The organism is Romboutsia hominis (assembly GCF_900002575.1).
Classification (GTDB): Bacteria; Bacillota; Clostridia; order Peptostreptococcales; family Peptostreptococcaceae; genus Romboutsia_C; species Romboutsia_C hominis.
The window spans coordinates 128257-152424 of the sequence record NZ_LN650648.1 but is presented as its reverse complement, the minus strand read 5'-3'; the positions used below and the strand labels follow the sequence as shown (position 1 = coordinate 152424).

The 24168-nt window shown below is 28.6% G+C and carries 19 protein-coding genes; all 19 read right to left on the bottom strand.

What is annotated here, in order from left to right; translation table 11 throughout:
- Positions 1–132: 132 nt before the first annotated feature.
- The gene (locus tag FRIFI_RS00660; protein ID WP_092922405.1) at positions 133–1479 is read right to left on the bottom strand and encodes a glucose-6-phosphate isomerase; all 1347 of its coding nucleotides are present in this window, start codon (positions 1477–1479) and stop codon (positions 133–135) included.
- 298 nt (positions 1480–1777) lie between these two features.
- Entirely contained in the window at positions 1778–3370 is a 1593-nt protein-coding gene (locus tag FRIFI_RS00655) for an NAD(P)/FAD-dependent oxidoreductase (RefSeq protein ID WP_092922402.1), read from the bottom strand.
- Between the two features lie 87 nt (positions 3371–3457).
- The gene (locus FRIFI_RS00650) at positions 3458–3775 is read right to left on the bottom strand and encodes a hypothetical protein (RefSeq protein WP_092922399.1); all 318 of its coding nucleotides are present in this window, start codon (positions 3773–3775) and stop codon (positions 3458–3460) included.
- Between the two features lie 4 nt (positions 3776–3779).
- Entirely contained in the window at positions 3780–4160 is a 381-nt protein-coding gene (locus tag FRIFI_RS00645) for a hypothetical protein (protein WP_092922396.1), read from the bottom strand.
- A 173-nt stretch (positions 4161–4333) separates the two neighbouring features.
- Positions 4334–5386: a YecA family protein gene (locus FRIFI_RS00640; protein ID WP_166504698.1), complete on the bottom strand. Its 1053-nt coding sequence runs from the start codon at positions 5384–5386 to the stop codon at positions 4334–4336.
- A gap of 357 nt (positions 5387–5743) precedes the next feature.
- Positions 5744–6130, bottom strand: coding sequence for a prepilin-type N-terminal cleavage/methylation domain-containing protein (locus FRIFI_RS00635; protein WP_092922389.1), 387 nt, complete (start codon positions 6128–6130; stop codon positions 5744–5746).
- Between the two features lie 11 nt (positions 6131–6141).
- Complete coding sequence (locus FRIFI_RS00630; RefSeq protein ID WP_092922386.1) at positions 6142–7251, bottom strand: type II secretion system F family protein; 1110 nt, start codon at positions 7249–7251, stop codon at positions 6142–6144.
- A gap of 31 nt (positions 7252–7282) precedes the next feature.
- Positions 7283–8506, bottom strand: a complete 1224-nt coding sequence (locus tag FRIFI_RS00625) for a GspE/PulE family protein (RefSeq protein WP_092922383.1) — start codon at positions 8504–8506, stop codon at positions 7283–7285.
- Between the two features lie 366 nt (positions 8507–8872).
- Complete coding sequence (locus FRIFI_RS00620) at positions 8873–9946, bottom strand: PRK06851 family protein (RefSeq protein ID WP_092922380.1); 1074 nt, start codon at positions 9944–9946, stop codon at positions 8873–8875.
- Between the two features lie 258 nt (positions 9947–10204).
- Entirely contained in the window at positions 10205–11560 is a 1356-nt protein-coding gene (locus FRIFI_RS00615; RefSeq protein WP_092922377.1) for an APC family permease, read from the bottom strand.
- 213 nt (positions 11561–11773) lie between these two features.
- The gene (gene yihA, locus FRIFI_RS00610; protein ID WP_166504697.1) at positions 11774–12385 is read right to left on the bottom strand and encodes a ribosome biogenesis GTP-binding protein YihA/YsxC; all 612 of its coding nucleotides are present in this window, start codon (positions 12383–12385) and stop codon (positions 11774–11776) included.
- Positions 12385–14733: an endopeptidase La gene (lon, locus tag FRIFI_RS00605; protein ID WP_166504696.1), complete on the bottom strand. Its 2349-nt coding sequence runs from the start codon at positions 14731–14733 to the stop codon at positions 12385–12387. Before lon ends, yihA begins: the two co-directional genes overlap by 1 nt.
- 462 nt (positions 14734–15195) lie before the next feature.
- A complete protein-coding gene (clpX, locus tag FRIFI_RS00600; protein ID WP_092922371.1) occupies positions 15196–16443 on the bottom strand; it encodes an ATP-dependent Clp protease ATP-binding subunit ClpX in 1248 nt (415 codons plus the stop codon).
- 15 nt (positions 16444–16458) lie between these two features.
- On the bottom strand, positions 16459–17049 hold the full coding sequence (gene clpP / locus FRIFI_RS00595; RefSeq protein ID WP_092922368.1) for an ATP-dependent Clp endopeptidase proteolytic subunit ClpP: 591 nt from the start codon (positions 17047–17049) through the stop codon (positions 16459–16461).
- 79 nt (positions 17050–17128) lie between these two features.
- On the bottom strand, positions 17129–18415 hold the full coding sequence (tig, locus tag FRIFI_RS00590; protein WP_166504695.1) for a trigger factor: 1287 nt from the start codon (positions 18413–18415) through the stop codon (positions 17129–17131).
- A 144-nt stretch (positions 18416–18559) separates the two neighbouring features.
- Positions 18560–19030, bottom strand: coding sequence for a metallophosphoesterase family protein (locus FRIFI_RS00585; RefSeq protein WP_166504694.1), 471 nt, complete (start codon positions 19028–19030; stop codon positions 18560–18562).
- Complete coding sequence (gene rph / locus FRIFI_RS00580; RefSeq protein WP_166504693.1) at positions 19030–20379, bottom strand: ribonuclease PH; 1350 nt, start codon at positions 20377–20379, stop codon at positions 19030–19032. The genes FRIFI_RS00585 and rph overlap by 1 nt, the downstream gene beginning before the upstream one ends.
- A gap of 127 nt (positions 20380–20506) precedes the next feature.
- Complete coding sequence (gene ligA, locus FRIFI_RS00575; RefSeq protein ID WP_166504692.1) at positions 20507–22528, bottom strand: NAD-dependent DNA ligase LigA; 2022 nt, start codon at positions 22526–22528, stop codon at positions 20507–20509.
- A gap of 269 nt (positions 22529–22797) precedes the next feature.
- The gene (rlmD, locus tag FRIFI_RS00570; RefSeq protein WP_092922353.1) at positions 22798–24156 is read right to left on the bottom strand and encodes a 23S rRNA (uracil(1939)-C(5))-methyltransferase RlmD; all 1359 of its coding nucleotides are present in this window, start codon (positions 24154–24156) and stop codon (positions 22798–22800) included.
- Between the last annotated feature and the right edge of the window lie 12 nt (positions 24157–24168).

The following is a 24168-nucleotide window of genomic DNA, read 5'->3' as shown; positions in this document are numbered from 1 at the left end:
CTTTTAACTCTATAATATTCTTAATACCTATATACTTTCGATTCAATAGATAAAAAGAAATCATCAGTAGATAGATAACTATTTACTGATGATTTTATTATATTACTATATTCTTAACTTAACCTTAACTGATTAAAGTCTTTTTTCTAATTCTTCTTTTTCTTTTTCAAATCCTGGCTTGCCTAAAAGAGCAAACATATTTTTCTTATATGCTTCAACTCCTGGTTGATTAAATGGATTTACCCCTAATAAGTATCCACTTAATGCACATGCCTTTTCAAAGAAGTAAACAAGATATCCAAAGTTATATTCATCTAATTGAGGTATATTTATTATTAAGTTAGGAACTTGTCCATCTGTATGAGCAAGCATTGTACCTTCAAACGCTTTTTTATTAACGAAGTCCACTGTTTTACCTGCCAGATAATTTAATCCATCTAAATCTACATCAGCTTCTTCTATAGTTATATTTCTCTTTGACTTTTCTACATTAAGAACAGTTTCAAATAATATTCTTTTTCCTTCTTGAATATATTGACCCATTGAGTGTAAATCTGTTGAAAAGTCTACTGATGCTGGGAATATTCCTTTGTTATCTTTTCCTTCACTTTCTCCATATAATTGCTTCCACCACTCAGCTACATAATGTAATTGTGGCTCATAGTTAACTAGCATTTCTACATCTTTGCCTTTTCTATGTAAAATATTTCTGACAACTGCATACTGATAACTGTAGTTAGTTTTTAAATCTGATGCTTTAAACTCTTGTGATGCATCTTGAGCACCCTTCATCATTGCATCTATATCAAGACCTGCACAAGCTATAGGTAATAATCCTACTGGTGTTAATACAGAGAAACGACCACCCACATCATCAGGTATTATAAATGTCTCGTATCCTTCTTCATTTGCTAATTGTCTTAAAGCACCTTTTTTAGCATCTGTTGTTGCATATATTCTTTTACTTGCTTCTTCTTTTCCATATTTCTTTTCTAAGAAATCTTTAAATATTCTAAATGCAATAGCAGGCTCTGTTGTTGTACCTGATTTAGATATTACATTTATAGATACATCTTTATCTTTTATAACATCTAATAAGTCCATCATATATGTTGAACTTATATTATTCCCTACATAATATATTTGAGGAGATTTTCTATCTTCTCTTTCTAAATTGTTTCTAAAAGAATGACTTACCATTTCAATTGCTGCTCTAGCTCCAAGGTAAGAACCCCCTATACCTATAACTAGCAATACATCTGAATCTGACGTTATCTTGTCGGCTGCTTTTTTTATTCTAGAAAACTCTTCTTTATCATAATTATTTGGAAGTTCTACCCATCCTAAAAAATCATTTCCTAAACCAGTTTTTTCATGTATCATACGGTGTGCTGCATCTACATACGTTTGCATACAATCGATTTCATGTTGTTTAAAAAAACCTAATGCCTTACTATAATCAAACTTTATAGTTCCCATAAACGTACCTCTCTTCTTTTTTTAGTATAATGAAATTATAACATAAAATATAGATTACATTAATAAAAAAATAACAAGTAAATTATTTATTCATATACATATTATAATCATATTTTACAATCTTAGTATAATTTCTATTTATTCATTATTTATACTATTATATTTATGTATTTTTTTAATAATTTTACAGTTTAATAATTATCAATCGTTAAAATTTTAACCATAATTTATAATAAATTCTATTTATCTATAAAAAAATACTATGAACTAGAATTGAATTAGTTCATAGTATTTTTACTTATATATTTGAATATTTCATTATAATTTTTTCTGCACACTTTATTCCATCTACTGCAGCTGTAACTATACCACCTGCATATCCTGCGCCTTCTCCACATGGATATAGATTTTTAACATTTACAGACTCTAAAGTTTCCTCATCTCTAACTATTCTTATAGGAGCTGATGATCTAGTTTCCACACCTGTTAAAACTGCATCATGCATAGCAAATCCATTTAATCTTTTATCTAAAGAAATTAATGATTCTTTCATAGTTGTAGTTACGAACTCCGGAAGGCATTCTCTTAAGTCGACAAACTCTATTCCTGGTTTATATGATGGTTCTATACTACCTAATGATGTAGATACTTTATCATTTAAAAAATCTCCTACAAGTTGAGCTGGAGCATTATAATTTTTTCCACCTAATTCATAAGCTAGTCTTTCATATTTCTCCTGGAAATATACTCCTGCTAATGGATCATCACTTCCAAAGTCTTCAGGAAGCACATTTACTAAGAAAGCACTATTTGCATTTACCTGATCTCTTGCATGCTCACTCATACCATTTGTTACTACTTCAAATTCATTAGATGCTGAGGCTATTACAGTACCTCCTGGGCACATACAGAATGTATATGCAGTTCTACCATTTGATGCGTGATCTATAAGTCTATAGTCTGCTGCACCTAATCTAGGATGATTATAATACTCTTTGTACTGAGACTTATTTATCAATTCCTGAGGATGCTCAATTCTCGCTCCTATAGCAAAAGGTTTTTGAATTATTTTTACACCTCTTTTATTTAACATTTTATAAGTATCTCTTGCACTATGACCTATTGCAAGTATTATAACTTCTGATTCTATTTTTTCCACATCATTTACTACTACTGATTTTATCTCTCCATTTTCAATTTCAATATCTGTAACCTTAGCATCAAACTTAACTTCTCCGCCAAGTCTTATTATTTCATTTCTTATATTCTTAACTACACCCTTTAATATATCTGTCCCTACATGTGGCTTATGAGAGTATAATATTTCGTTTGGAGAACCAAAATTAACAAGTTCTTCTAGAACTTTTCTACATCTTATATCTTTTATCCTTGTAGTAAGCTTACCATCTGAGAAAGTTCCTGCTCCACCTTCCCCAAATTGTACATTAGAATTATTTTTAAACTTTCTGTTAGTCCAAAAATTATATATATCTTTAGTTCTTTGGTCTACGTCTAACCCTCTTTCTAAAAGAAGTGGATTATATCCTCTTTGTGCTAATAAAAGTGCTGCAAATAATCCAGCTGGACCGCTACCTATTATTACAGGTCTATGCTTTAATTTTACTTCTCCTGTTTGAACTCCTATATATCTTGTCTCTTTTAATTTTATTACATCTTTTATATTAGCTTTTATTAATTTATCTTCATTTTTAACCTCTACATCTACAGTGTACACAAAATCAATCTTCCCTCTTCTTGCATCTATAGATTCTTTATATATAGTGTACTTTATAAGGTCTTTTTCTTTTATTTTCAATTTTTTTAATATAAGTTTCTTTAATACTAATATATCTTCATTTATGCTTATTTTTAAATTAGATACTCTTAACATAACTTTCCTCCTATTTAAGTTTTAATATTTTGTATTTTTCTTTATATCTAAAAATACATTAAACAATATAAAAGCTAGGGTATATACCTAGCTTTCTATAAATATTACATCTATATTCTCTTTTTTTAGACTTTCTTCCCAAATTTCATCTAATATAAACGCTTTAATATCTTCTTTTATACTTGATTTATCTAATTTGGGGTTTACATTTTTCACTAAAGCTAACATATCCATTGATTTACCTATTTTCTCTACATAAATAGGATTAACTTTAATACTAACTAATTTTAGATCACATATAAATTGTTCTTTATCACTTAAGTCTATTCTATCGTCGTATTTATAAATTTTAAATTCTGTTACACCTTCAAAAGGTGTTATTTCTTCTATACCTGCTAAATTCATATTGTTAGTCCTTTTTAGTTATAAGTCCTCTTATAACCTTCATATTGTTGAATATTTTTTCTAAGAATATTTCAGCTTCTTCATTATCATCTAAAAGAGCTATTTGTAATTCATCATTTTCAGATATACCTTTATTTTTACAGTATTCTTTTCCTATTTCTATTAATTCATTTTTCTTATCTTGAGATAAGTCAAATTCCTTATAATCTATTATTATATATTGTTTAGTTTTTTGAACACTAGATTCATTATATCCTATTTCTATATGATAAATAACCGCATAAAGGTTATTTGGATTTTCTTCTCCATTATACACAGGAACTGCTGGATTAGATTTTATGTAATTTGTTGATACGGCAATTGCGCTTCCTAACTTAAGACTCATACATGTACCTCTTTCTGTATATTTTATATCTTTATTTTATACATTATTTGAACATATTAAAACCTTTTTTTAATAAAAAATATAAAATTTATACAGATATTTTTATATTTTTGGATAAAATTTTAGGAATTATATTTAAATATAATTCCTAAAATTTTAGTTTATGCTTTTTATTAAGATACTTTAAGGTCTTTATATCTTTTTCCTAATGTACTAGGGCTTATTTCATACTTCTTAGATATTTGAGCTTGTGTTATACTTTCACCAGCATTTTTCTTTATGTGGTATTCAACAGCAGCTGCCCATCCGTTTTCAGATCCTTTAACATCTGAGTTTGTTTTTGTATACTCTTTCCAGAATGATACACAAGCATCTATATGCTCAGCTTCAACATTTTGTCTAAGAACAGAACATACTTTACAATCATCTTCTTGTCCATCTTCAGAAGTTAAAGCTACTTCTTCTTGTACTTTTTTCATTTTTGATTCTTTTTGTTCTTTTAAATATTCTGCTATACTTGGATCAAGTAATTGTTGCATATACTTATATAATATGTGTGTATGATGTATTAAGAATGTCTTCATATCTTTATATAGATCTTCATATTGATTGAATAGATATCTAACATCATTGCATATTACATCCTTAACTGCATTAGATATGCTTATAGTTACATCTATTAGTATACTAGTTCCTTCTATTTCAACTATTCTAGCTATCATGCAACTTCCAACTTTAAAGTCTTTTAATAAGTTGATGTCTTCTGTTGAAATTTCTCTCTCAGTTAAACAGTCTTTTAATACTATTTTACCTTCTAATATTTCTGTAACTTCATATACGCTTACGTAAGATTCAAATAAGCTTCTTAACACTTCAACATCTTGAGTTGTTAAGTTATCTCTATTTTCTTCATAAAATTCAACTGTCATTACTTTCTTATTTTCCATTATGTGGTCTTGGATAAAATAAGTGTTGAAGAATCTTTCGAATTTTTCATTAGTTGCTTCATCCTCAACTATATAGAACATTTCCTTAGCTTTTTCACATTCTTCTTTAAATTTATCTTGTTTAGCAAATTCCTGTATTCTTGTATATAATTGTGAATATTGTTTTTGTGTAGAACTAACTTTTCTCTCAGCTCTCTCCATAACAACATCTTTATTTAAACAGCATTTTTTATATTTTTTGCCACTTCCACAAGGGCATAACTCATTTCTCCCTAACAATGTGACTGTCACTCCTTCATTTTTATATTAGATTAAAGTACAATTTATTATTATACCATTTTTTATTAAATGATTCTATAAATATCATATTATTTTATTAAATTTATGTATACTGTTAAGTTTTGGTATATAAAATTGACCTTTGGATATATATAGTGTTTCTACAGATTTTTTAAATATTCCTTCATATTTATTTTGTCATTTTTATACTTAATACTATTAAATATCTTATAAGACTTTGTATATATACACTATCCTTTCTTAAAATATGTTTTTCTTTTCAAAATCTATCCTAATATACAAAAAAACTATCTAAATTTATAGATAGTTCTTATTTTTTATTTTGTATTCTATTTTTTAAGATTCTTTTTCTGGATAAAAAGGTTCTTTATCAATTAAAACTGATACGTCTCCCTTCTCAGATATTTCAACCTTAAAACTAGATTCTTTATCTTTGCTCTGTGGTCTTGGAGCTACTGTAATAAATCCTTTTGTTACTAACTCTTGGATAATGTCGGTCTCATTATTTATTTTATTTATTTCAATTTCTCCACTTTGTATGGCTAAATTTGTAGCCGTAACTAAACCTGATGCTGCTACCTTATCGGCATTAATTTTTGCCGTCTGCTGAACTTCTCCAAACTTCAGAAATCCTATCCCAGATAATATTCCTAAAATAGTTATAACTATAACCATTTCTACTAGTGTGAATCCTTGCTTCTTTTTGCTTTTTTTATTAATCATAATTTCACCTCTTAAAATGAACTTGATAAATCAAACATAGGAGTTATCATTGCTATAGCAAATACCCCCACAAAAATACCTATTATGACTATTATTGTAGGTTCTATAGATTTGATTACTTTCTCTATTTTTGTACTTAGTTTGCTTGTATATAGATCTTCGCTAGATTTTAAACATCTATCTAATCGCCCACTTTCTTCTCCTATTTTTATTATACTTATGAGCGATTTTGGAAATATATTTGATAAGCTTATTGAATATGAAATACTATTCCCTTTGTTGATATGATCTATTGAAATTAAAATTTTTTTATAAATATATTTATTATCAATAACTCTTGCAGATATTTCTACTGCCTCAGTTATCTGTATACCACTTTCTATTAATAGCCTTAGTGTTGAACAAAATCTACTAGCCACTAATAATTCTATTATACCTCTTATTATTGGCAATCTTAATGCTACTATATATAGTATAGCTTTAAATGTGTAAGTATATTTATATAAATAAAATATCCCAGATACTATTGATAATAAACCAAATATTATTGTACTAAAGTTATTTCTGAAGAATTTTCCTAAATTTATAAGTACCTTTGTTAATACTGGAATATCTATATCATTTACTATGAAAATAGATTCAAAATTTGGTATTATCATAGTTATTGCAACTATTACAGAGATTAAAAATGATATACAAACAAATGCTGGGTATATCAACATATTTTTTATCCTAGACTTGGACTTATATTGATTGTCATAATACTTAGCTAGATTATTCATAGCATATTCTAACTTTCCAGTAACTTCACCTGCTCTTATAGTACTTATAAAAAACATTGAAAATGAATTTGTATTTTGAAATGATTGACTTATAGAATTACCTTTTTGTATATCTTGTATTATTTTATTTATGACTCTTCTTATCTTTGGGCTTGATTGATTTCTTATTAATTCAAATGCATTTATTATATGACATCCTGAATCTAATAATATACCCATTTCATTGCATAAATCTTTTAATTCTCTATCTTTTAATTTGTATGATTTCTCTTTTAACTTTTTATTTTTATTATTTACTACTTTACTTTCAGTAAAATCCTCATATATATTAGAATCCATTTTATCCTCGTTTATTGTATAAATTATAATTTTAAATACCTATTTCTAAACTTATGTATTCTTCTTCAGTAGTTATATTATTATCGATTAAATCTTTTGCACTTTCTTCAAATGTTATCATGCCATTTTTTATTGCAGTATCTTTTATGGTGTTATAATCTTGCATATTTTGTATATCTTTTCTTATATCATTATCTATTTCTAGTATTTCATAAATAGCAGTTCTTCCTTTATAGCCCAATCCATTACATTCTTCGCACTCCCTATTTGTATGTTTCTCATTAGTTTGGTTTAATTCATTTACTTCCTTCTGCATAATACAAGTGGTACATACTTTTCTTATGAGCTTTTGAGATATAATTCCTATTAGAGATGCACTTATCAAATATTGTGGTATTTCCATATCTAATAATCTAGATATGGCAGATACTGCATCTTTAGTATGTATAGTACTTATCACTAAATGGCCTGTAGTAGCTGCTTTTATTGCTATTTTTGCTGTTTCTATATCTCTTATTTCTCCAACTATAATTATATCTGGGTCTTGTCTTAATATAGACCTTAATCCATTTTCAAAACTCAAGCCTACTTTATTATTTACTTGTATCTGGTTTACTCCTTCTATTTTGTACTCTACAGGATCCTCTATAGTCACTATGTTTTTACTTGTGCATTTTAAATCATTTATTATAGAGTATACTGTTGTGGTTTTTCCACTTCCTGTTGATCCTGTTACTAATAATATCCCTGACTTTTTATTTATAATACTTTCTATCTTATCTATAGCTTTATTAGAAAATCCAAGTTCTTCTTTTCTTTTTAGAAATGACTTTCTATTTAATATTCTTAAAACAATTTTTTCACCATAAACAGTTGGTAGAGTTGATGCTCTAATATCAATCACTTGACCTTTTACCTCAATGGCAAGTCTACCATCTTGAGGTAATCTTTTTTCAGTTATATTCATAAATGTATCTAATTTTATTACTACTAATAGTTGTTGATATACTTCATATTCTATTTTTATATCTTCTACTAAGAATCCATCTATCCTTAACCTAACTATTATATGCTCTTTAAATGGTTCTATGTGTATATCACTAGCATTTTTTATTATAGCTTTGTCTAATATACTTTTAAAAATGTCTCTTGCATAAGTTTCATTTAAATTTATATTATTTCCTATGTACAATTCTTCTTCTGGTCTTTTTAGAACTTCTTCTTTTACATCATTTTGTATGTGTTTATGTTTCATATTAAACACTTTGTATTTGTTTCTAATTATTTTATTTTTTAAAGATATACTCTCAATTTTATTTAGGTTTATTTTATTTACCTCCTATATACTCAAATTTACCTTGATAATTAATTTTTCCAATTTGATACTCTCTAATTAGTATCGCCATCATGCTACTTATTAATATATACTAGTTAATATTATCAACATATATTTGTCTTTCATACAACTATACTCCCTATAAATTAATTTTTATGTTATTTAATTTCTAATAATATCATCCATATTTTTAATAACTCTTTAGAGTTCTAAGTATATTAAATAATATGTAGTTTAATTCTAATAAAAAAAGAGAAAGACACGTTGTGCCTTTCTCTTTTTTTATTATTCTTCATACTTCAAAATTCTATTTATTATCTCTTCTTTTAACTCTTCCATTTTATCAAAGTTCATATTAGGCACATAGTATGCTTCTATAATATCATGCTTTGCCTTAGCCTTTTTTAAGTTTGATATAGCATAATTTAATAGCTCATCAAATACTTTTTTATCAAACTTAATTTCTTCTATATATTTTTCTAATTTTTCTTCATCTAGGTAAGCATTTAAATTTATAGTATTCTTACCTTCAAATAAACTACTTACGGTTATACCTATATCTAAATCTTTTATTATTACAGTTTCAATCTTATCCTTAATAAGTGGATAATGAAAAATTTCCACATTCATTCCCTTTTGAATGGCTTTATCACATATATTTCGTAAAAACGTAGTTTTACCTGTTCCTATATTACCTTTCAAGTGATATACCTTATTAACTTGACTTAATATACTATCTGCATAATCTAAATGTCCGACTGGTGTTATAGCTGTTCCAAATAAATGTCTTGGTGATTTATAAATACCAGTACTACTAGAATCTTTAAATATATCGTGTATAAAATGCTCTATTTTTAGATTTACTTGACCAAAGTCCATGCAATCTCTATACTTTTCTTCTATATCATAATAAATTGGCTCAGCAGCTTTTAAATACTTATATGCTCTTTTAAATGAGTTACTTATATCTTTTCCACATTCTACAATAGTATCTTTATTTTTTTCTAATTTTTCTACATCCCAATATTCACCAAAATTTAATATTTCATCTATAGCACCAGGGTCTTTTGGGTCTACAATATGCGGTGCAGTTGCATCTAGCAGAACTACTCCTAATTTAAGTATCACAACCCCATCTAAAGAGCTTGGATCTGATGGACAGTAGTGTAGCTCTACATCATACCCTTTTTCAATAAATTCTTTTGCTATTTTTTTCATAAATGATGATTTTCCAACTCCTGGTCCACCTTTTAAGCAAAAGATTCTATTAACATTTTGAGGTATTATATTATCAAAAAAATTAAATGATCCATTTGCCGTATTTCCACCTGGGAATAACTTCCTAACTCTACCTGCCATGATTTAGCCCCCTCATATTTTTCTTCTACTTTATAAAATATTAATTTGCATTTTATTTTGTTACTATCTTAAAAATTATTTTGTCTATAACTAATTATTTTAATACATTTTTTAATATTAAAATTCAATGAATGCTTTTTATAGTTATATTCTTATTTACTTATAATATCTATTTAATAATTTTGTAATATAGCTATATCTAACTAAATAATCTTAAATAAAAATAGAACCGTCTCAATTTTGAGACGGCTCCTTATACTACGCTACATTATTTTGTATTTCTTGTTTTATCTTCTTATTTTTAATTATATTATAAATTGGCAAGCCAGCTAATGTTATTATAAGTCCTAATATAGCATTTTGTGTTTGAGTGATAAATGTACTAACAACAATAAATACTCCTCCTATTATTGCTATTATAGGTATTACTGGATATAACGGTACTTTATATGATCTCTTCATATTTGGCTTATCTTTTCTAAGTTTTATAACTCCTACAAATAACATTGTGTAGAATATCCATATTGTAAATATTGCTAAATCAGATAGGAAATTGAACTGACCTGATAAAGAATATATTATTGCTAACCCAGCTATTAACCACATTCCATTTAATGGAACACCATTATTATTTAACTTAGCAAAAGTTTTTGAAAAAGGTATTCTCCCGTCACATCCCATTATATAAGGTATTCTTCCTCCGGTCATCAAGAAACCATTTAATGTTCCAAATACCGATATTAATATACCTACACTTATCACCTTAGCTCCTGATTCTCCAAATAATTTACTTGCTACAAGTGTAGCTGGTGCACTTACTGCTGCCATCTCTGATGCTGGAACAACACATAAGTATGCTACATTTATAATTATGTATACTCCCATTACTAAAGAAATTCCGCCTACTATAGCTTTAGGTAAATGCTTAGCTGGATCTTTCATCTCACCTGCTAATGCTCCCACATATATCCATCCATCGTATGCAAATAAAGTTGCTATAAGTACTTGAGATATGGCGCTAACCATATTCGTATTTTCACCTACCAGAGGTGTCATTATATCTGTTGATGGTTCTCCTTTTATAAATCCAAATATAACTATAAGTGCTAAAGGTATTAACTTACATATTGTAGATACAGTTTGTATTCCTCCTCCAAATTTGGCACCTAGAGAATTTAATAAAGCTATAAGCACTATTACTCCTATTGCAATTAAAATTACATATATGTCACTTTGTAAACTCAATAAGCTCACTGCTTCTTGTGCAAATATAATTCCTAGCGCTGCTGTTATTGCAGGTATAAATAGTATAGATTGCATCCATCCTGTTAAAAATCCTACTTTTTCACCGTAAATTTCTTCTAAATAAACTATTAATCCACCTGGTTTTACTATACTAGAAGATATTTCAGCTGCTGTAAGCCCAGCAGCTATAGTTATAAGTCCCCCTATTAACCATGCTAAAAGTCCTAGACCTGCTCCTCCATTTGTAGATTCATATATGGCTTGTGGTTTAAAGAATACTCCCGAACCTATTAGCATTCCTACTACCGTAGAAAGTGCTGCACTTAAGCCTAATGTCTTTCTTAATCCTTTTTGATTATTGTTACTCATTGTTTCACCCCCAAGTTGCTCTATTTCGTGTTATTTTACATATTTTACTATTTAATTTAATAAATATCAATATAAATTGACATTTTAGTTTTAATTTTTTAAATTTTTTTAATTTTAAAATATTTACTTTAATTAATATAAATTTATAAATTATTTTTCTATAAATAATATAAAAAAATAGACTATCTCAGTTTTGAGATAGTCTATTTCATACTAGTCAACAGTTATTTCATAACCAGCTTCATTGTATTGGCTTATTATTTCTTTCCATATTTCTTCTACTCCAGTTTTCTTAAGAGAAGATATAGGAAGTATCTTTTCATCTTTATCTAATTGTAATTTCTTTCTTATCATACTAAAATGCTTTTGGTATTTACCTTTAGCTATTTTATCTGCTTTAGTAGCTATTACTACGCATTTATATCCAAAGTGCTTTATCCATTCATACATCATAACGTCATCACTTGTAGGTTCATGTCTTATATCTACTAATAAGAATATTGCACATAATTCTTCTCTATCAGCTAGATATCTTTCCATTATAGTTCCCCATTTTTCTTTTTCAGATTTTGCAACCTTTGCATATCCGTAACCTGGAAGGTCAACAAAGAAAAATTCTTGGTTTATAAGATAGAAGTTTATTGTTCTAGTTTTACCAGGCGTCTGACTTGTTCTAGCAAAATTTCTTCTATTTAATAATGTATTTACTGTTGATGATTTTCCAACGTTAGATCTACCAACTAAAGCTATTTCTGGTATACCTTCGTCTGGGTATTGAGCTCTGTTTACTGCACTCATTGTTATTTCTGCACTTCTAATTTTCATTACTTTTCACCATTCCTTACTAATGCCTGCTCTAATACTTGGTCCATATGGTCTACAAGTACAAATTCCATTTTTTCTTTTACATTTTCAGGTATTTCATCTAAATCAGCTTCACACTCTTTTGGAAGTAATACCTTTGTTATTCCAGATCTATGTGCAGCCAATAGTTTTTCTCTAACTCCACCTACAGCTAAAACTCTTCCTCTAAGAGTTATTTCTCCTGTCATAGCAACATCATTTCTTACTGGTATATTTGTTAATGCTGATAAAACAGCTAAAGCCATTGTTATACCTGCTGATGGACCATCTTTAGGTACTGCACCTTCTGGTAAATGTATGTGTATATCTTTATTTTGGTAAAAATCAGGATCTATATCAAATTTGTCAGCAATTGATCTTATATAAGATATACCTGTTCTAGCTGATTCTTTCATTACATCACCTAGTTTACCAGTTAATACTATTTGGCCTTTACCTTTTACAACATTTACTTCTACAGTTAGAGTTTCTCCTCCAACAGACGTCCATGCAAGACCTGTTACAACACCTACTTCTGGTTTAGTTCCTGCTAATTGATGTCTATATTTATTCTTACCTAAGTAATCATCTAGGTCAGATTTATTTATAACTATTTCTTCTAAAGATTTATCTTCTACATACTTTTTAGCTGCTTTTCTGCATATTTTACCTATAGTTCTTTCAAGGTTTCTTACCCCTGCTTCTCTAGTATAAGATCCTATTATCTCTCTCATAGTTTCTTCATTTATTTTAACAAAACCAGGTGCTAAACCATGTTCTTTTATTTGTTTAGGTAATAAATATTTATTAGCTATATTAAGCTTTTCCTCTTCTATATATCCAGATACCTCTATTATTTCCATTCTATCTAATAAAGGTCTTGGAATAGTTCCTAAGCTATTTGCAGTTGTAACAAATAATATTTTTGATAAATCAAAAGGAACTTCCATGTAGTGATCCACAAAATCTTTGTTTTGCTCTGGATCTAAAACTTCTAACATTGCAGCAGATGGATCTCCCTTATAATCTGCTGACATTTTATCTATCTCGTCTAGTAAGAATACTGGATTTTTAGTTTTGGCTTCTTTTATTCCATTTATTATTCTTCCTGGTATAGCTCCTACATAAGTTCTTCTATGACCTCTTATTTCAGCTTCATCTCTAACTCCACCTAAAGATATTCTAACGAATTTTCTTCCTAATGAGTTCGCTATCGATTTTGCTATAGATGTTTTACCAACACCTGGAGGTCCTACTAAACATATGATAGGTCCTTTTAGTGATTTTGATAATGTTCTTATAGCTAAATACTCAAGTATTCTTTCTTTTACTTTTTCTAATCCATAATGTTCATTATCTAATATTTCTTTAGCTTTTTCTATATCAAGCTTGTCTCTAGTTTCATTGTTCCAAGGTAATGAGAATATATTATCTAAATACCCTCTTAAAACTGATACATCTGGAGACATTGGTGATATTCTAGAAAACTTATCTATTTCTTTAGATATCTTTTCTTTTGTTTCTTTAGGAGCTTTTATTTTCTTAAGCTTTGCTCTATACTCGTCAGCTTCAGAATTTATGTCTTCTTCTTCTCCTAATTCTTTTTGTATAGCTTTTAATTGTTCTCTTAGGTAATATTCCTTTTGAACCTTATTCATTTGCTTTTTAACTCTTAGAGTTATTTTCTTTTCTATTTTAAGTATATCTATCTCTTCTAAAAGAGTTTTGTATATTAATTCTAATCTTTTCTTAATATCAAATTCTTCTAAAACTTCTTGCTTTTGTTCTGGTTTTAGATAGATATTAGCAGCTATAGTGTCTATAAAACGATCTACATTTTCTATTTCACCTAGAGATATTAATATTTCTGGTGATACTCTATTTCCTATGTTTATGTACTCTTCAAATGCATCAAACACATTTCTTACAAGTGCTTCTACCTCAATATCTTCTTCTGCATTTTCATCATCGTATGCTATTTCCTCTATTGTTGCTTTAAAATACCCTTCTTCATTGCTTACTTCTTTTATTTTACCTCTTGAAATTCCTTCTACTAATACACGTACTGTATCCCCAGGAAGTTTTATCATTTGTTTAACTTTACATATAGTTCCTACATGATAAAAATCATCTTCTGTTGGCTCATCAACTTCTGCTGCTTTCTGAGAAGTTAAGAATACTAACTCATCAGCTAACATAGCTTGGTCTAAAGCTTTTAAAGATATTTCTCTTCCTATGTCAAAGTTTAGTATCATATATGGGAATATCGCTAATCCCCTCAGTGGAATTAGCGGTAATTCATGTTCTATCTTCGTATAATTCTGTTCCACTAATATCACTCCTTAAAGTGCTAGATTTTATTGCTTTATATATTATATATTTACAATCCCTAATTTTCAACATTTATAGAAAAATTCACTTTTCTTAAAGAATGTATAAACAAATTTATTGATTTGATAAAATCTTTTATCATTTTTCTCTTATTTTATTATGTTGTAATATTGAATGTAATATACTAATGAATAAACTTTATATTTTCTATTTTAAGATAATATATATTTATAAATATACTCTTATATAATTTTTATGATAAACTTTAAATAGGTTTTATATGAATAGTTTATATGATATTTTAATAATAAACAAGTTTTGACTATTATATGTAATGATCCTCTTTTATCTAATTAATGATATTTTATACTTTTTAAAGTTTATTAATCTATTAATACCCATTAATTATAGTTATAAAATCCTTACATTTAAAAAGGAGCTTTTAAGGCTCCTCTTTTTTATTATGCACTTTCTTCTTGATCTTTTAATATAAATACTGGTTGTTCTCCTTTAGTTACACATTCCTTTGTAACTACAACTTTTTTAACGTCATCTCTTGATGGAACTTCAAACATGCTCTCCATCATGATTCCTTCAACTATACTTCTAAGACCTCTTGCACCTGTGTTTCTTTCTATAGCTTTATTAGCTATTGCACGAAGTGCGTCATCTTCGAATTCTAGTTCAACGTCATCTATTTCTAAAAGCTTTTTGTATTGTTTTACTAAAGCATTTTTAGGTTCTTTTAATATTTGAACTAAAGCATTTTCATCTAATAATTCTAGAGTTGCAACAACAGGAATCCTTCCTATAAACTCTGGTATTAAACCAAATTTAAGTAAATCTTCTGGAAGTACTTGGGCATATACCTTTCCTAAATCCATTTCTTTTTTACTTTCAATTTTAGCTCCAAATCCTAGAGTTTTTTCTTTACCACGGCCTTGTATTATTTTTTCAATACCATCAAAAGCTCCACCTAATATAAATAATATATTAGTTGTATCTATTTTTAAGAATTCTTGATGTGGATGCTTTCTACCACCTTGTGGTGGAACGTTAGCTGTTGTTCCTTCTAATATTTTTAAAAGAGCTTGTTGAACACCTTCTCCACTAACATCTCTAGTTATAGATGGATTTTCTGATTTTCTAGCTATCTTATCTATCTCATCTATATATATTATTCCTCTTTCAGCCTTTTCTACATCAAAGTCAGCTGCTTGGATAAGCTTTAGTAGTATGTTTTCTACGTCTTCTCCAACGTATCCAGCTTCTGTTAAAGATGTTGCATCAGCCATTGCAAAAGGAACATTTAGAGTTTTTGCTAGTGTTTGAGCTAATAATGTCTTCCCTGAACCCGTAGGCCCAAGTAAAAGTATATTACTCTTTTGTATTTCTACATCTTTATTGCTTGCCTTTTTACTGTATATTCTTTTATAATGATTATAAACTGCTACTGATAAAGCTTTTTTAGCTGTTTCTTGACCAATTACATAACCATTTAAGATGTCCATCATCTCTTTTGGCTTAGGTAGAGATGTTGTATCCTCTTCAACAGTGTCTTCTATTTCTTCTTGGATTATTTCATCACAAAGTTCAACACACTCATCACATATATAAACACTTGGACCTGCAATTAACCTTCTTACTTGCTCTTGGTTTTTGCCGCAGAATGAACATTTTAACTGTCTTTTGTCTTCATTTTTTGACATATTAAGCACCTCTTCCTATCTACGGTCTTTTTGTGTGATTACTTCATCTATTAAACCATATTCCTTAGCTTCTTGTGCGCTCATGAAGTTATCACGTTCAGTATCCATTTGAATAGTTTCTAATGGCTGACCTGTTCTTTCAGATAATATTTTATTTAAAGTGTCTTTCATTTTTAATATTCTTTTTGCGTGTATTTCTATATCAGTTGCTTGCCCTCTAGTCCCACCTAATGGTTGATGTATCATTATCTCACTATTTGGTAATGCAAATCTCTTTCCTTTTTCTCCTGCTGCTAATAAGAATGCTCCCATAGACGCTGCCATACCTATACAGATAGTGCTTACATCTGGTTTGATATATTGCATTGTATCATATATTGCCATTCCAGCAGTTATACTTCCACCTGGTGAATTTATATATAAATGTATATCTTTATCTGGGTCATCTGCTTCTAGGAAAAGTAATTGTGCCACTACAAGACCTGCTGTAGCATCATTTACTTCGTCTCCTAAGAATATTATTCTATCTTTTAGTAATCTAGAATATATATCGTAAGATCTTTCTCCTCTTCCTGTTTGTTCAACAACTACAGGTACTAATGCCATAGATCATACCCCCTCTATATGTTTATATTTATTTTGTTTATATATAATTTACAGTAGCCTAAAAGGCTACTGTAAAAAATTAAGCTATTACTGCATTATCAACTAATAAATCTATAGTTTTTCTTATCTTTATTTGACCTTTTATATCTTCTATATCAGTTTCTCTTAAAGATGCTTTTATTTTATCAGATTCCATGTTGTACATTTTAGCCATTTTTTCTAATTCTTCATTCATTTCTTCTTCTGAAACTTCTATAGCTTCAGCTTTAGCTATTGCTTCTAATACTAATGAAGATTTTACTAATCTAGCAGCATCTTCTCTTCTTTCTTCTCTTAACTCTTCTATGCTTCTTCCAGTCATTTGTAATAACTGTTGTAAGTTTAATCCTTGGTATTGTAATTGCATGTTAAGTTCCATTAACATATTGTCTATTTGATGTTGTATCATAGCTTCTGGTATTTCTACTTCTGTATTTGCAGAAACTTTTTCAACTATAGCATTTCTCATTTCAGCTTCAGCTGAAGCTTTTGCGTTTTCTTCTAACTTAGCTCTTAAGTCAGATTTTAATTCAGCTAATGTATCAAACTCACTTGAATCTTTAGCAAATTCATCATCTAATTCTGGTAATTCTTTTACCTTAACATCATTTACTTTAACTTTGAATACTGCAGGCTTTCCAGCTAAGTTTTCAGCATGGTATTCTGCTGGGAACTCAACGTTTACTTCTACTTCTTCTCCAGCTTTCTTTCCTACTAATTGATCTTCAAATCCTGGTATGAAAGTGTTTGATCCTATAACTAAGCTATAGTTTTCACCTTTTCCACCTTCAAATGCTACACCATCAACGAATCCTTCGAAGTCTATTATAGCTGTGAATCCTTTTTCTAATGCTTTATCTTCTGCACTTACTAATCTAGCGTGCTTGTTTTGCATTTCTTGTAGGCTTACTTCAACTTCTGCTTCAGTTACATTATTATCAACTTTAGCTATTTCTATACCTTTGTAAGCTCCTAATTCAAACTCTGGTTTAACCTCAACAGTAACAACCATAACTAATCCGTTGTCTTTGCTTATTTCTTCTACATCTAAGTCTGGTCTATCTATTGGATCTATATCTAATTCTTTTATAGCTTCTGGATAAACTTCAGGGAATAATAATTCTATAGCATCGTTGTAGAATACACCTTTACCGTATTGAGATTCTATTACAACTCTTGGAGCTTTACCTTTTCTGAATCCTGGTATATTGAACTTTCCTTTATTTTTATTGTATGCTTTTGTTACTGCTGCTTCAAATTTATCATTTTCTACAGTTATTTTTAAAGATACTTTAGTACCTTCTTTTTTTAATAATTCTGCTTTCATTAACTTAATCCTCCTAGTTATTGTTATGTAATTAATTTATATTGATTTTAATTTACAATATTATAGTTTAACTCTTTAATTATATCACATAAGTTTTTTTATTTACAAGTATTCACTTAGTTTATAAAACTTTTGAATACTTGTTTATATCTTAATTTCTGTCATATTTATTTTTCCATTATCTATATCTAATATTACAAAACTTTTATATGCGACTCCCCTTGGAAAAGATACACTTCCAGGATTAATATATAAAATTTTACCTTTTTCTTTACATAAAGGTGTATGAGTATGACCAAATACAACTATATCTGCATTTACAGACTTTGCTTTTATTTCTAGTTCATCTAATCCATACTTTACTCCATACTTATCCCCATGACACAAGAATATAGTTTTATCCTCTATATCAAATACCAATTCATCTTCTACATTTTCAAAATCACAATTTCCTTTTACAGCCATAATAGGAACATTAGTCATATTGTGTATATACTTAGAATCAGAAAAATTATCTCCTGCATGAATTAGTAAATCACAATCTTTTAAGTAGGGTATAGCTTTATCTATAAACTTAGTTATCATATGTGTATCACTTACTATACCTATTTTCATTATCTCACTACCCTTTTAGAAAACTCACTTTTCATTAATTTTAATGCATTAGCTCTATGGCTTATACTATTTTTTACAGAACTTGGCATTTCTGCAAATGTTTTATTATATCCACTTACTATAAATAATGGGTCATATCCAAATCCATTTTTACCTTTTTCTTCAAATCCTATGGCACCTTCACAAGTTCCTCTAACTACAAACTCTTTTCCATCTGGGAATACTACAGCTATAGCTGATACGAATCTTGCAGTTCTTTGACTTGCAGCTACATTATTTAAAGATTTCATTAACTTTTGTCTATTTTCTTCATCAGTTGCGTTTTCTCCTGCGAATCTAGCAGAATAAATTCCCGGCTTTTTACCTATAGCATCTACTTCTAACCCTGAATCATCAGCTATTGTTATCATTTTTGTTTTCTTTGCTATAGTTCTTGCCTTGATAAGTGCATTATGTTCAAATGTCTTTCCATCTTCAACTATTTCTATTCCAGCTAAATCTACATCTTTTAATGAGTATACATTGTATTCAAAGTCTTCTAATATAGCACCTATTTCTTCTAATTTATGAGCATTATTTGTTGCTATAACAACTTCATTTCCATACTCCATACCTAATATTTCATCTGCTATTTCACCTAAAGCAGCTCTTTGCGCTTTTATTAATTCTTTATTTCCTTTTTCACCAAGTTCTAATAATTTATTTAAATCATTTCTTGAGAAAGGTCTTTCTTCTCCAGTTCCCTGAACTTCAACAAATTCACCTTTATCAGTCATTATTACATTCATATCTACATGTGCATTTGAGTCCTCTTCATAACATAAGTCAAGCATATGTTCTTGGCCAACTATACCAACACTTATTGCAGATACAAAGTTTGTTATTGGCATTTCTTTTATTGCTTTTGATTTATGTAATTTATTTAAAGCATCTACAACCGCTACAAATGCCCCTGTTATTGATGCTGTTCTAGTTCCACCATCAGCTTGAATAACATCACAGTCTACCCATATAGTTCTTTCGCCTATTTTAGATAAATCTACAACAGATCTTATAGTTCTTCCTATTAGTCTTTGTATTTCTTGAGTTCTCCCGTCTAGCTTTCCTCTTGATGCTTCTCTTATTTTTCTTTGATGAGTAGATCTTGGTAACATAGAATACTCAGCATTTATCCATCCTGTGCCAGTGTGTCTTAAAAATGGTGGTACTTTATCTTCTATTGAAGCTGTACATATTACTTTTGTTTCTCCCATTTCTATAAGCACAGAACCTTCTGCATATTTAGTATAATTTCTAGTTATTTTTATATCTCTTATTTCATCATTTTTTCTATTATTAATTCTCGCCATATAAATACCTCTCTTAACCTTGTATGCTTAGCTTTTATATATACTAATAATATTAGCATATATTGTTAATAGCTTTCTACGTTCGTAATATTGTAGATGAAATATTCTTTCTACAATAGTTTATTTATTACTTTAATTCATTTTTTACTTCTTCTTTAGACTTTAAGCCTGTTAGTTGTATAAATTTATCTTCATCAATTACTTTTACACCCAAATCATTGGCTTTAGTTAATTTTGAACCTGCTTCTTCTCCAGCTAATACAAATGTTGTAGACTTACTTACACTTGAAGTAACCTTTCCTCCCCTAGACTCTATCATCTCTTTTGCGTCATTTCTTTTAAGAGTTGGCAATGTCCCTGTAAGTACAATTTTCATCCCCTCAAATATTTTAGCAATATCAGAACTTTCATCTTGTATTGACTTTGTATTTACACCACAGCTCTTTAATTTTTCTATTAATTTTATATTCTTTTCTTCTTGGAAGAATTTAACAACACTATTTGCCATTATTCCCCCAAACTCTTCTAAATTAACTAACTCTTCATTTGATGCAGACATTATTAAATCTAAATCCTTAAAGTTATTAGCTAGTATTTTAGCTCCCTTAGTACCAACAAATTTTATTCCCAATCCATTTATAAGTCTCCATAAATCATTTGATTTAGACTTTTCAATTGAGTTTAATAAGTTATTTGCTGATTTTTCTCCCATTCTATCTAGTTTTACAACTTCATCTTTATTTAATGTATATAAATCAGCTATATCTTTAATTAACCCTTTATCTAGTAAAAGTGTTATTATAGATTCTCCCAATCCATCAATATTCATAGCATCTCTAGATACAAAGTGAATTATCCCTCTTCTAATTTGAGCTGGACAAGATATATTAATACACTTAACAGCAGACTCCCCTTCTAATCTTACTGTTGGTTCAGAACATACAGGACATTTTTTCGGCATTTCAAAATCTATTTCATCTCCAGTACGCTCTTCTTTTATAACTTCTACAACTTGAGGAATTATATCACCAGCCTTTTGAACCAATACTGTATCATTTATTTTTATGTCTTTTTCTCTTATATAATCTTCATTATGAAGTGTAGCTCTGCTTACACTAGTTCCTGCTAGTCTTACAGGTTCTAATACTGCTGTAGGGGTTATTGTTCCAGTTCTACCTACTTCGACTATTATATCTAATATTTTGGTTTTCTTTTGTTCTGCTGGGAATTTATATGCTATTGCCCATCTTGGGCTTTTAGCAGTATACCCCATAGTTTCTCTTTGAGCTAAATTATTTACTTTTATAACCATACCATCTATTTCAAATCCTAGCTCACCCCTATTATCTGTCCAATATTTTATATGATCAATTACATCTTGTATATTATTATATACTTTATAATTTGGACTTACCTTAAATCCTAACTCTTTAAGATAATCTAAGGCTTCGCTGTGATTCTTAAAATCTGTGTTTTGTACATACTCTAAATTAAATATAAATATATCTAAAGGTCTTTTTGCTGTTAGCTTAGGATCTAATTGTCTTAATGAGCCTGCAGCTAAGTTTCTAGGATTAGCAAATAATTGTAATCCTTGTTTTTCTTGTTGTTCATTAACCTTTTTAAAATCATCTTTAGATATAAATACTTCGCCTCTTACAACAACTTCTTCTTGATCTTTTATTCTTAAAGGTATACTTTTTACTGTTTTAAGATTTTGAGAAATATCTTCTCCTACAATACCATCTCCCCTAGTTGCTCCCTTTTCAAATAATCCATTATTGTATGTAAGTCCTACAGATAAACCATCTATCTTAAACTCTACAACATATTCTACTTCATCCTCTACCATGTCTCTTACTCTTTTGTCAAAATCTCTTAAGTCTTGTGCAGAGTATGCATTTGCTAAGCTTAACATTGGTATTTTATGAACTACTTGTTCAAACTTATCTAATGGTTTTCCTCCAACCCTACTTGATGGAGAATCTACTCTTTTTAACTTAGGATTTTCTTCTTCTAACTTTATTAGCTCCTTCATTAGATTATCATATTCATAATCAGATATTTCAGGAGTATCTTCATTATAGTATTTATCATTGTGATAATTTATTAAATCTATTAATTCACTTATTCTATTCTCTACATTCACTATTATCACCTCTTATGTAAAATCTTATTTTTTATTATTGCCATTTTATAACTTTAATATATTTTAGTATATCACTATAACCTTATCATTTGTTTAATTATTTCATATTATAATTTCTCTATAATAAAAAAATAAAAGTCCTTCAATTGCTTGAAGGACCAATCTATTTAAAAATAAATGTATATACGACTGCGATGATAAGTTCTGAGGTGCTATATACATTTATTTAATACTATTCTAACCAAATTCCACTATATTTATTTGCATTTTTATTTCTTTTCTAATTTTGCTACACATTCTACGTGCATAGTATGAGGGAACATATCTACTGGTTGTATTTCAGTACATCTATACCCTCTTTCATCTAGGTAATTTAGGTCTCTTGCTAATGTAGATGGATTACAAGATACATATACCACTCTATCCGGTTGCATTGATATTATTGTATCTAATACTTTCTCATCACATCCTTTTCTAGGAGGGTCTACTACAACTACATTAGCTGTTTTTCCTTCGCTATACATCTTAGGAACAACTTCTTCAGCCTTACCTACATAGAATTCAACATTGTCTAATTTATTTATCTGAGCATTTATTTTAGCATCTTTTATAGCATCTTCCACTATTTCTATTCCATAAACCTTTTTTGCCTTTTGAGCTAAGAATAATGATATAGTCCCTATTCCACAGTATATATCAAATACAGTATCATTTTCTTTTAAATCAGCATATTCTAAAGCTTTATTGTATAAAACCTCTGTTTGAACTGGATTTACTTGGAAGAATGATAATGGAGATATTTCAAATACTAAATTTCCTATATAATCATTTATTTTTCCATTTCCATATATAACTCTATTTTCTTTTCCTAATATAACATTAGTTTTTTCTCTATTTACATTAACTACTAAAGTTTTAAATCCTGGTATATTTTCTTCTAGTACTGATGCTAACTCCTTTAAATATGGCAACTTTTTGCCATTAGCTACTAATACAACCATTACTTCATTAGTCGTAAATCCTATTTTAGTTACTAAATGTCTTAATACTCCAGTGTGTGTTTTTTCATCATAAACACTTACATTATATGCATTTATATAAGTCTTTATTATTTTCACTATTTTATCATTTATGTCATGTTGTATTATACACTTGTCCATTGGAATTATATCATGGCTTTTTTTCTTATAAAAACCTATTACTGGATTATTTCCACTCTTTTGTATAGGAAATTGTGCTTTGTTTCTATACCTAAAAGGATTTTCCATTCCTATAGTATTGTGTATTTCTACGTTATCTAATTTTCCGATTCTCGTTATAACTTGTTTTACTTCATTTGTTTTTATATCTAATTGCTTTTGATATTCTAATTCTTGTACCTGACATCCACCGCAATCTTTAAGTGAATCACTACATTTTCTATCAACTCTAAATGGTGATTTTTCTATTATTTCAACTATATCTCCAACTGCATAGTTTTTCTTAGATTTGTTTATTTTAACTTTTACCTTGTCTTCTACTAATCCGCCCTCTACGAAGACTGTAAATCCATCATGTTTTCCTATTCCTACTCCACCTTGACCTATATCAACTATATCTACAATATATTCTTTATTTTTTGTCAACATCAAAGTATCCTC

Bases quoted from the DNA above. Each gene is read 5' to 3' on its own strand.
- FRIFI_RS00635 (WP_092922389.1), bottom strand. From the start codon at position 6,130: ATGATTAATAAAAAAAGCAAAAAGAAGCAAGGATTCACACTAGTAGAA.
- FRIFI_RS00655 (WP_092922402.1), bottom strand. From the start codon at position 3,370: ATGTTAAGAGTATCTAATTTAAAAATAAGCATAAATGAAGATATATTA.
- tig (WP_166504695.1), bottom strand. From the start codon at position 18,415: ATGAAAGCAGAATTATTAAAAAAAGAAGGTACTAAAGTATCTTTAAAA.
- FRIFI_RS00625 (WP_092922383.1), bottom strand. From the start codon at position 8,506: ATGAAACATAAACACATACAAAATGATGTAAAAGAAGAAGTTCTAAAA.
- FRIFI_RS00615 (WP_092922377.1), bottom strand. From the start codon at position 11,560: ATGAGTAACAATAATCAAAAAGGATTAAGAAAGACATTAGGCTTAAGT.
- clpP (WP_092922368.1), bottom strand. From the start codon at position 17,049: ATGGCATTAGTACCTGTAGTTGTTGAACAAACAGGAAGAGGAGAAAGA.
- rph (WP_166504693.1), bottom strand. From the start codon at position 20,379: ATGGCGAGAATTAATAATAGAAAAAATGATGAAATAAGAGATATAAAA.
- yihA (WP_166504697.1), bottom strand. From the start codon at position 12,385: ATGAAAATTAGAAGTGCAGAAATAACAATGAGTGCAGTAAACAGAGCT.
- FRIFI_RS00650 (WP_092922399.1), bottom strand. From the start codon at position 3,775: ATGAATTTAGCAGGTATAGAAGAAATAACACCTTTTGAAGGTGTAACA.
- FRIFI_RS00620 (WP_092922380.1), bottom strand. From the start codon at position 9,946: ATGGCAGGTAGAGTTAGGAAGTTATTCCCAGGTGGAAATACGGCAAAT.
- FRIFI_RS00645 (WP_092922396.1), bottom strand. From the start codon at position 4,160: ATGAGTCTTAAGTTAGGAAGCGCAATTGCCGTATCAACAAATTACATA.
- FRIFI_RS00585 (WP_166504694.1), bottom strand. From the start codon at position 19,030: ATGAAAATAGGTATAGTAAGTGATACACATATGATAACTAAGTTTATA.
- FRIFI_RS00660 (WP_092922405.1), bottom strand. From the start codon at position 1,479: ATGGGAACTATAAAGTTTGATTATAGTAAGGCATTAGGTTTTTTTAAA.
- FRIFI_RS00630 (WP_092922386.1), bottom strand. From the start codon at position 7,251: ATGGATTCTAATATATATGAGGATTTTACTGAAAGTAAAGTAGTAAAT.
- clpX (WP_092922371.1), bottom strand. From the start codon at position 16,443: ATGTCAAAAAATGAAGACAAAAGACAGTTAAAATGTTCATTCTGCGGC.
- rlmD (WP_092922353.1), bottom strand. From the start codon at position 24,156: ATGTTGACAAAAAATAAAGAATATATTGTAGATATAGTTGATATAGGT.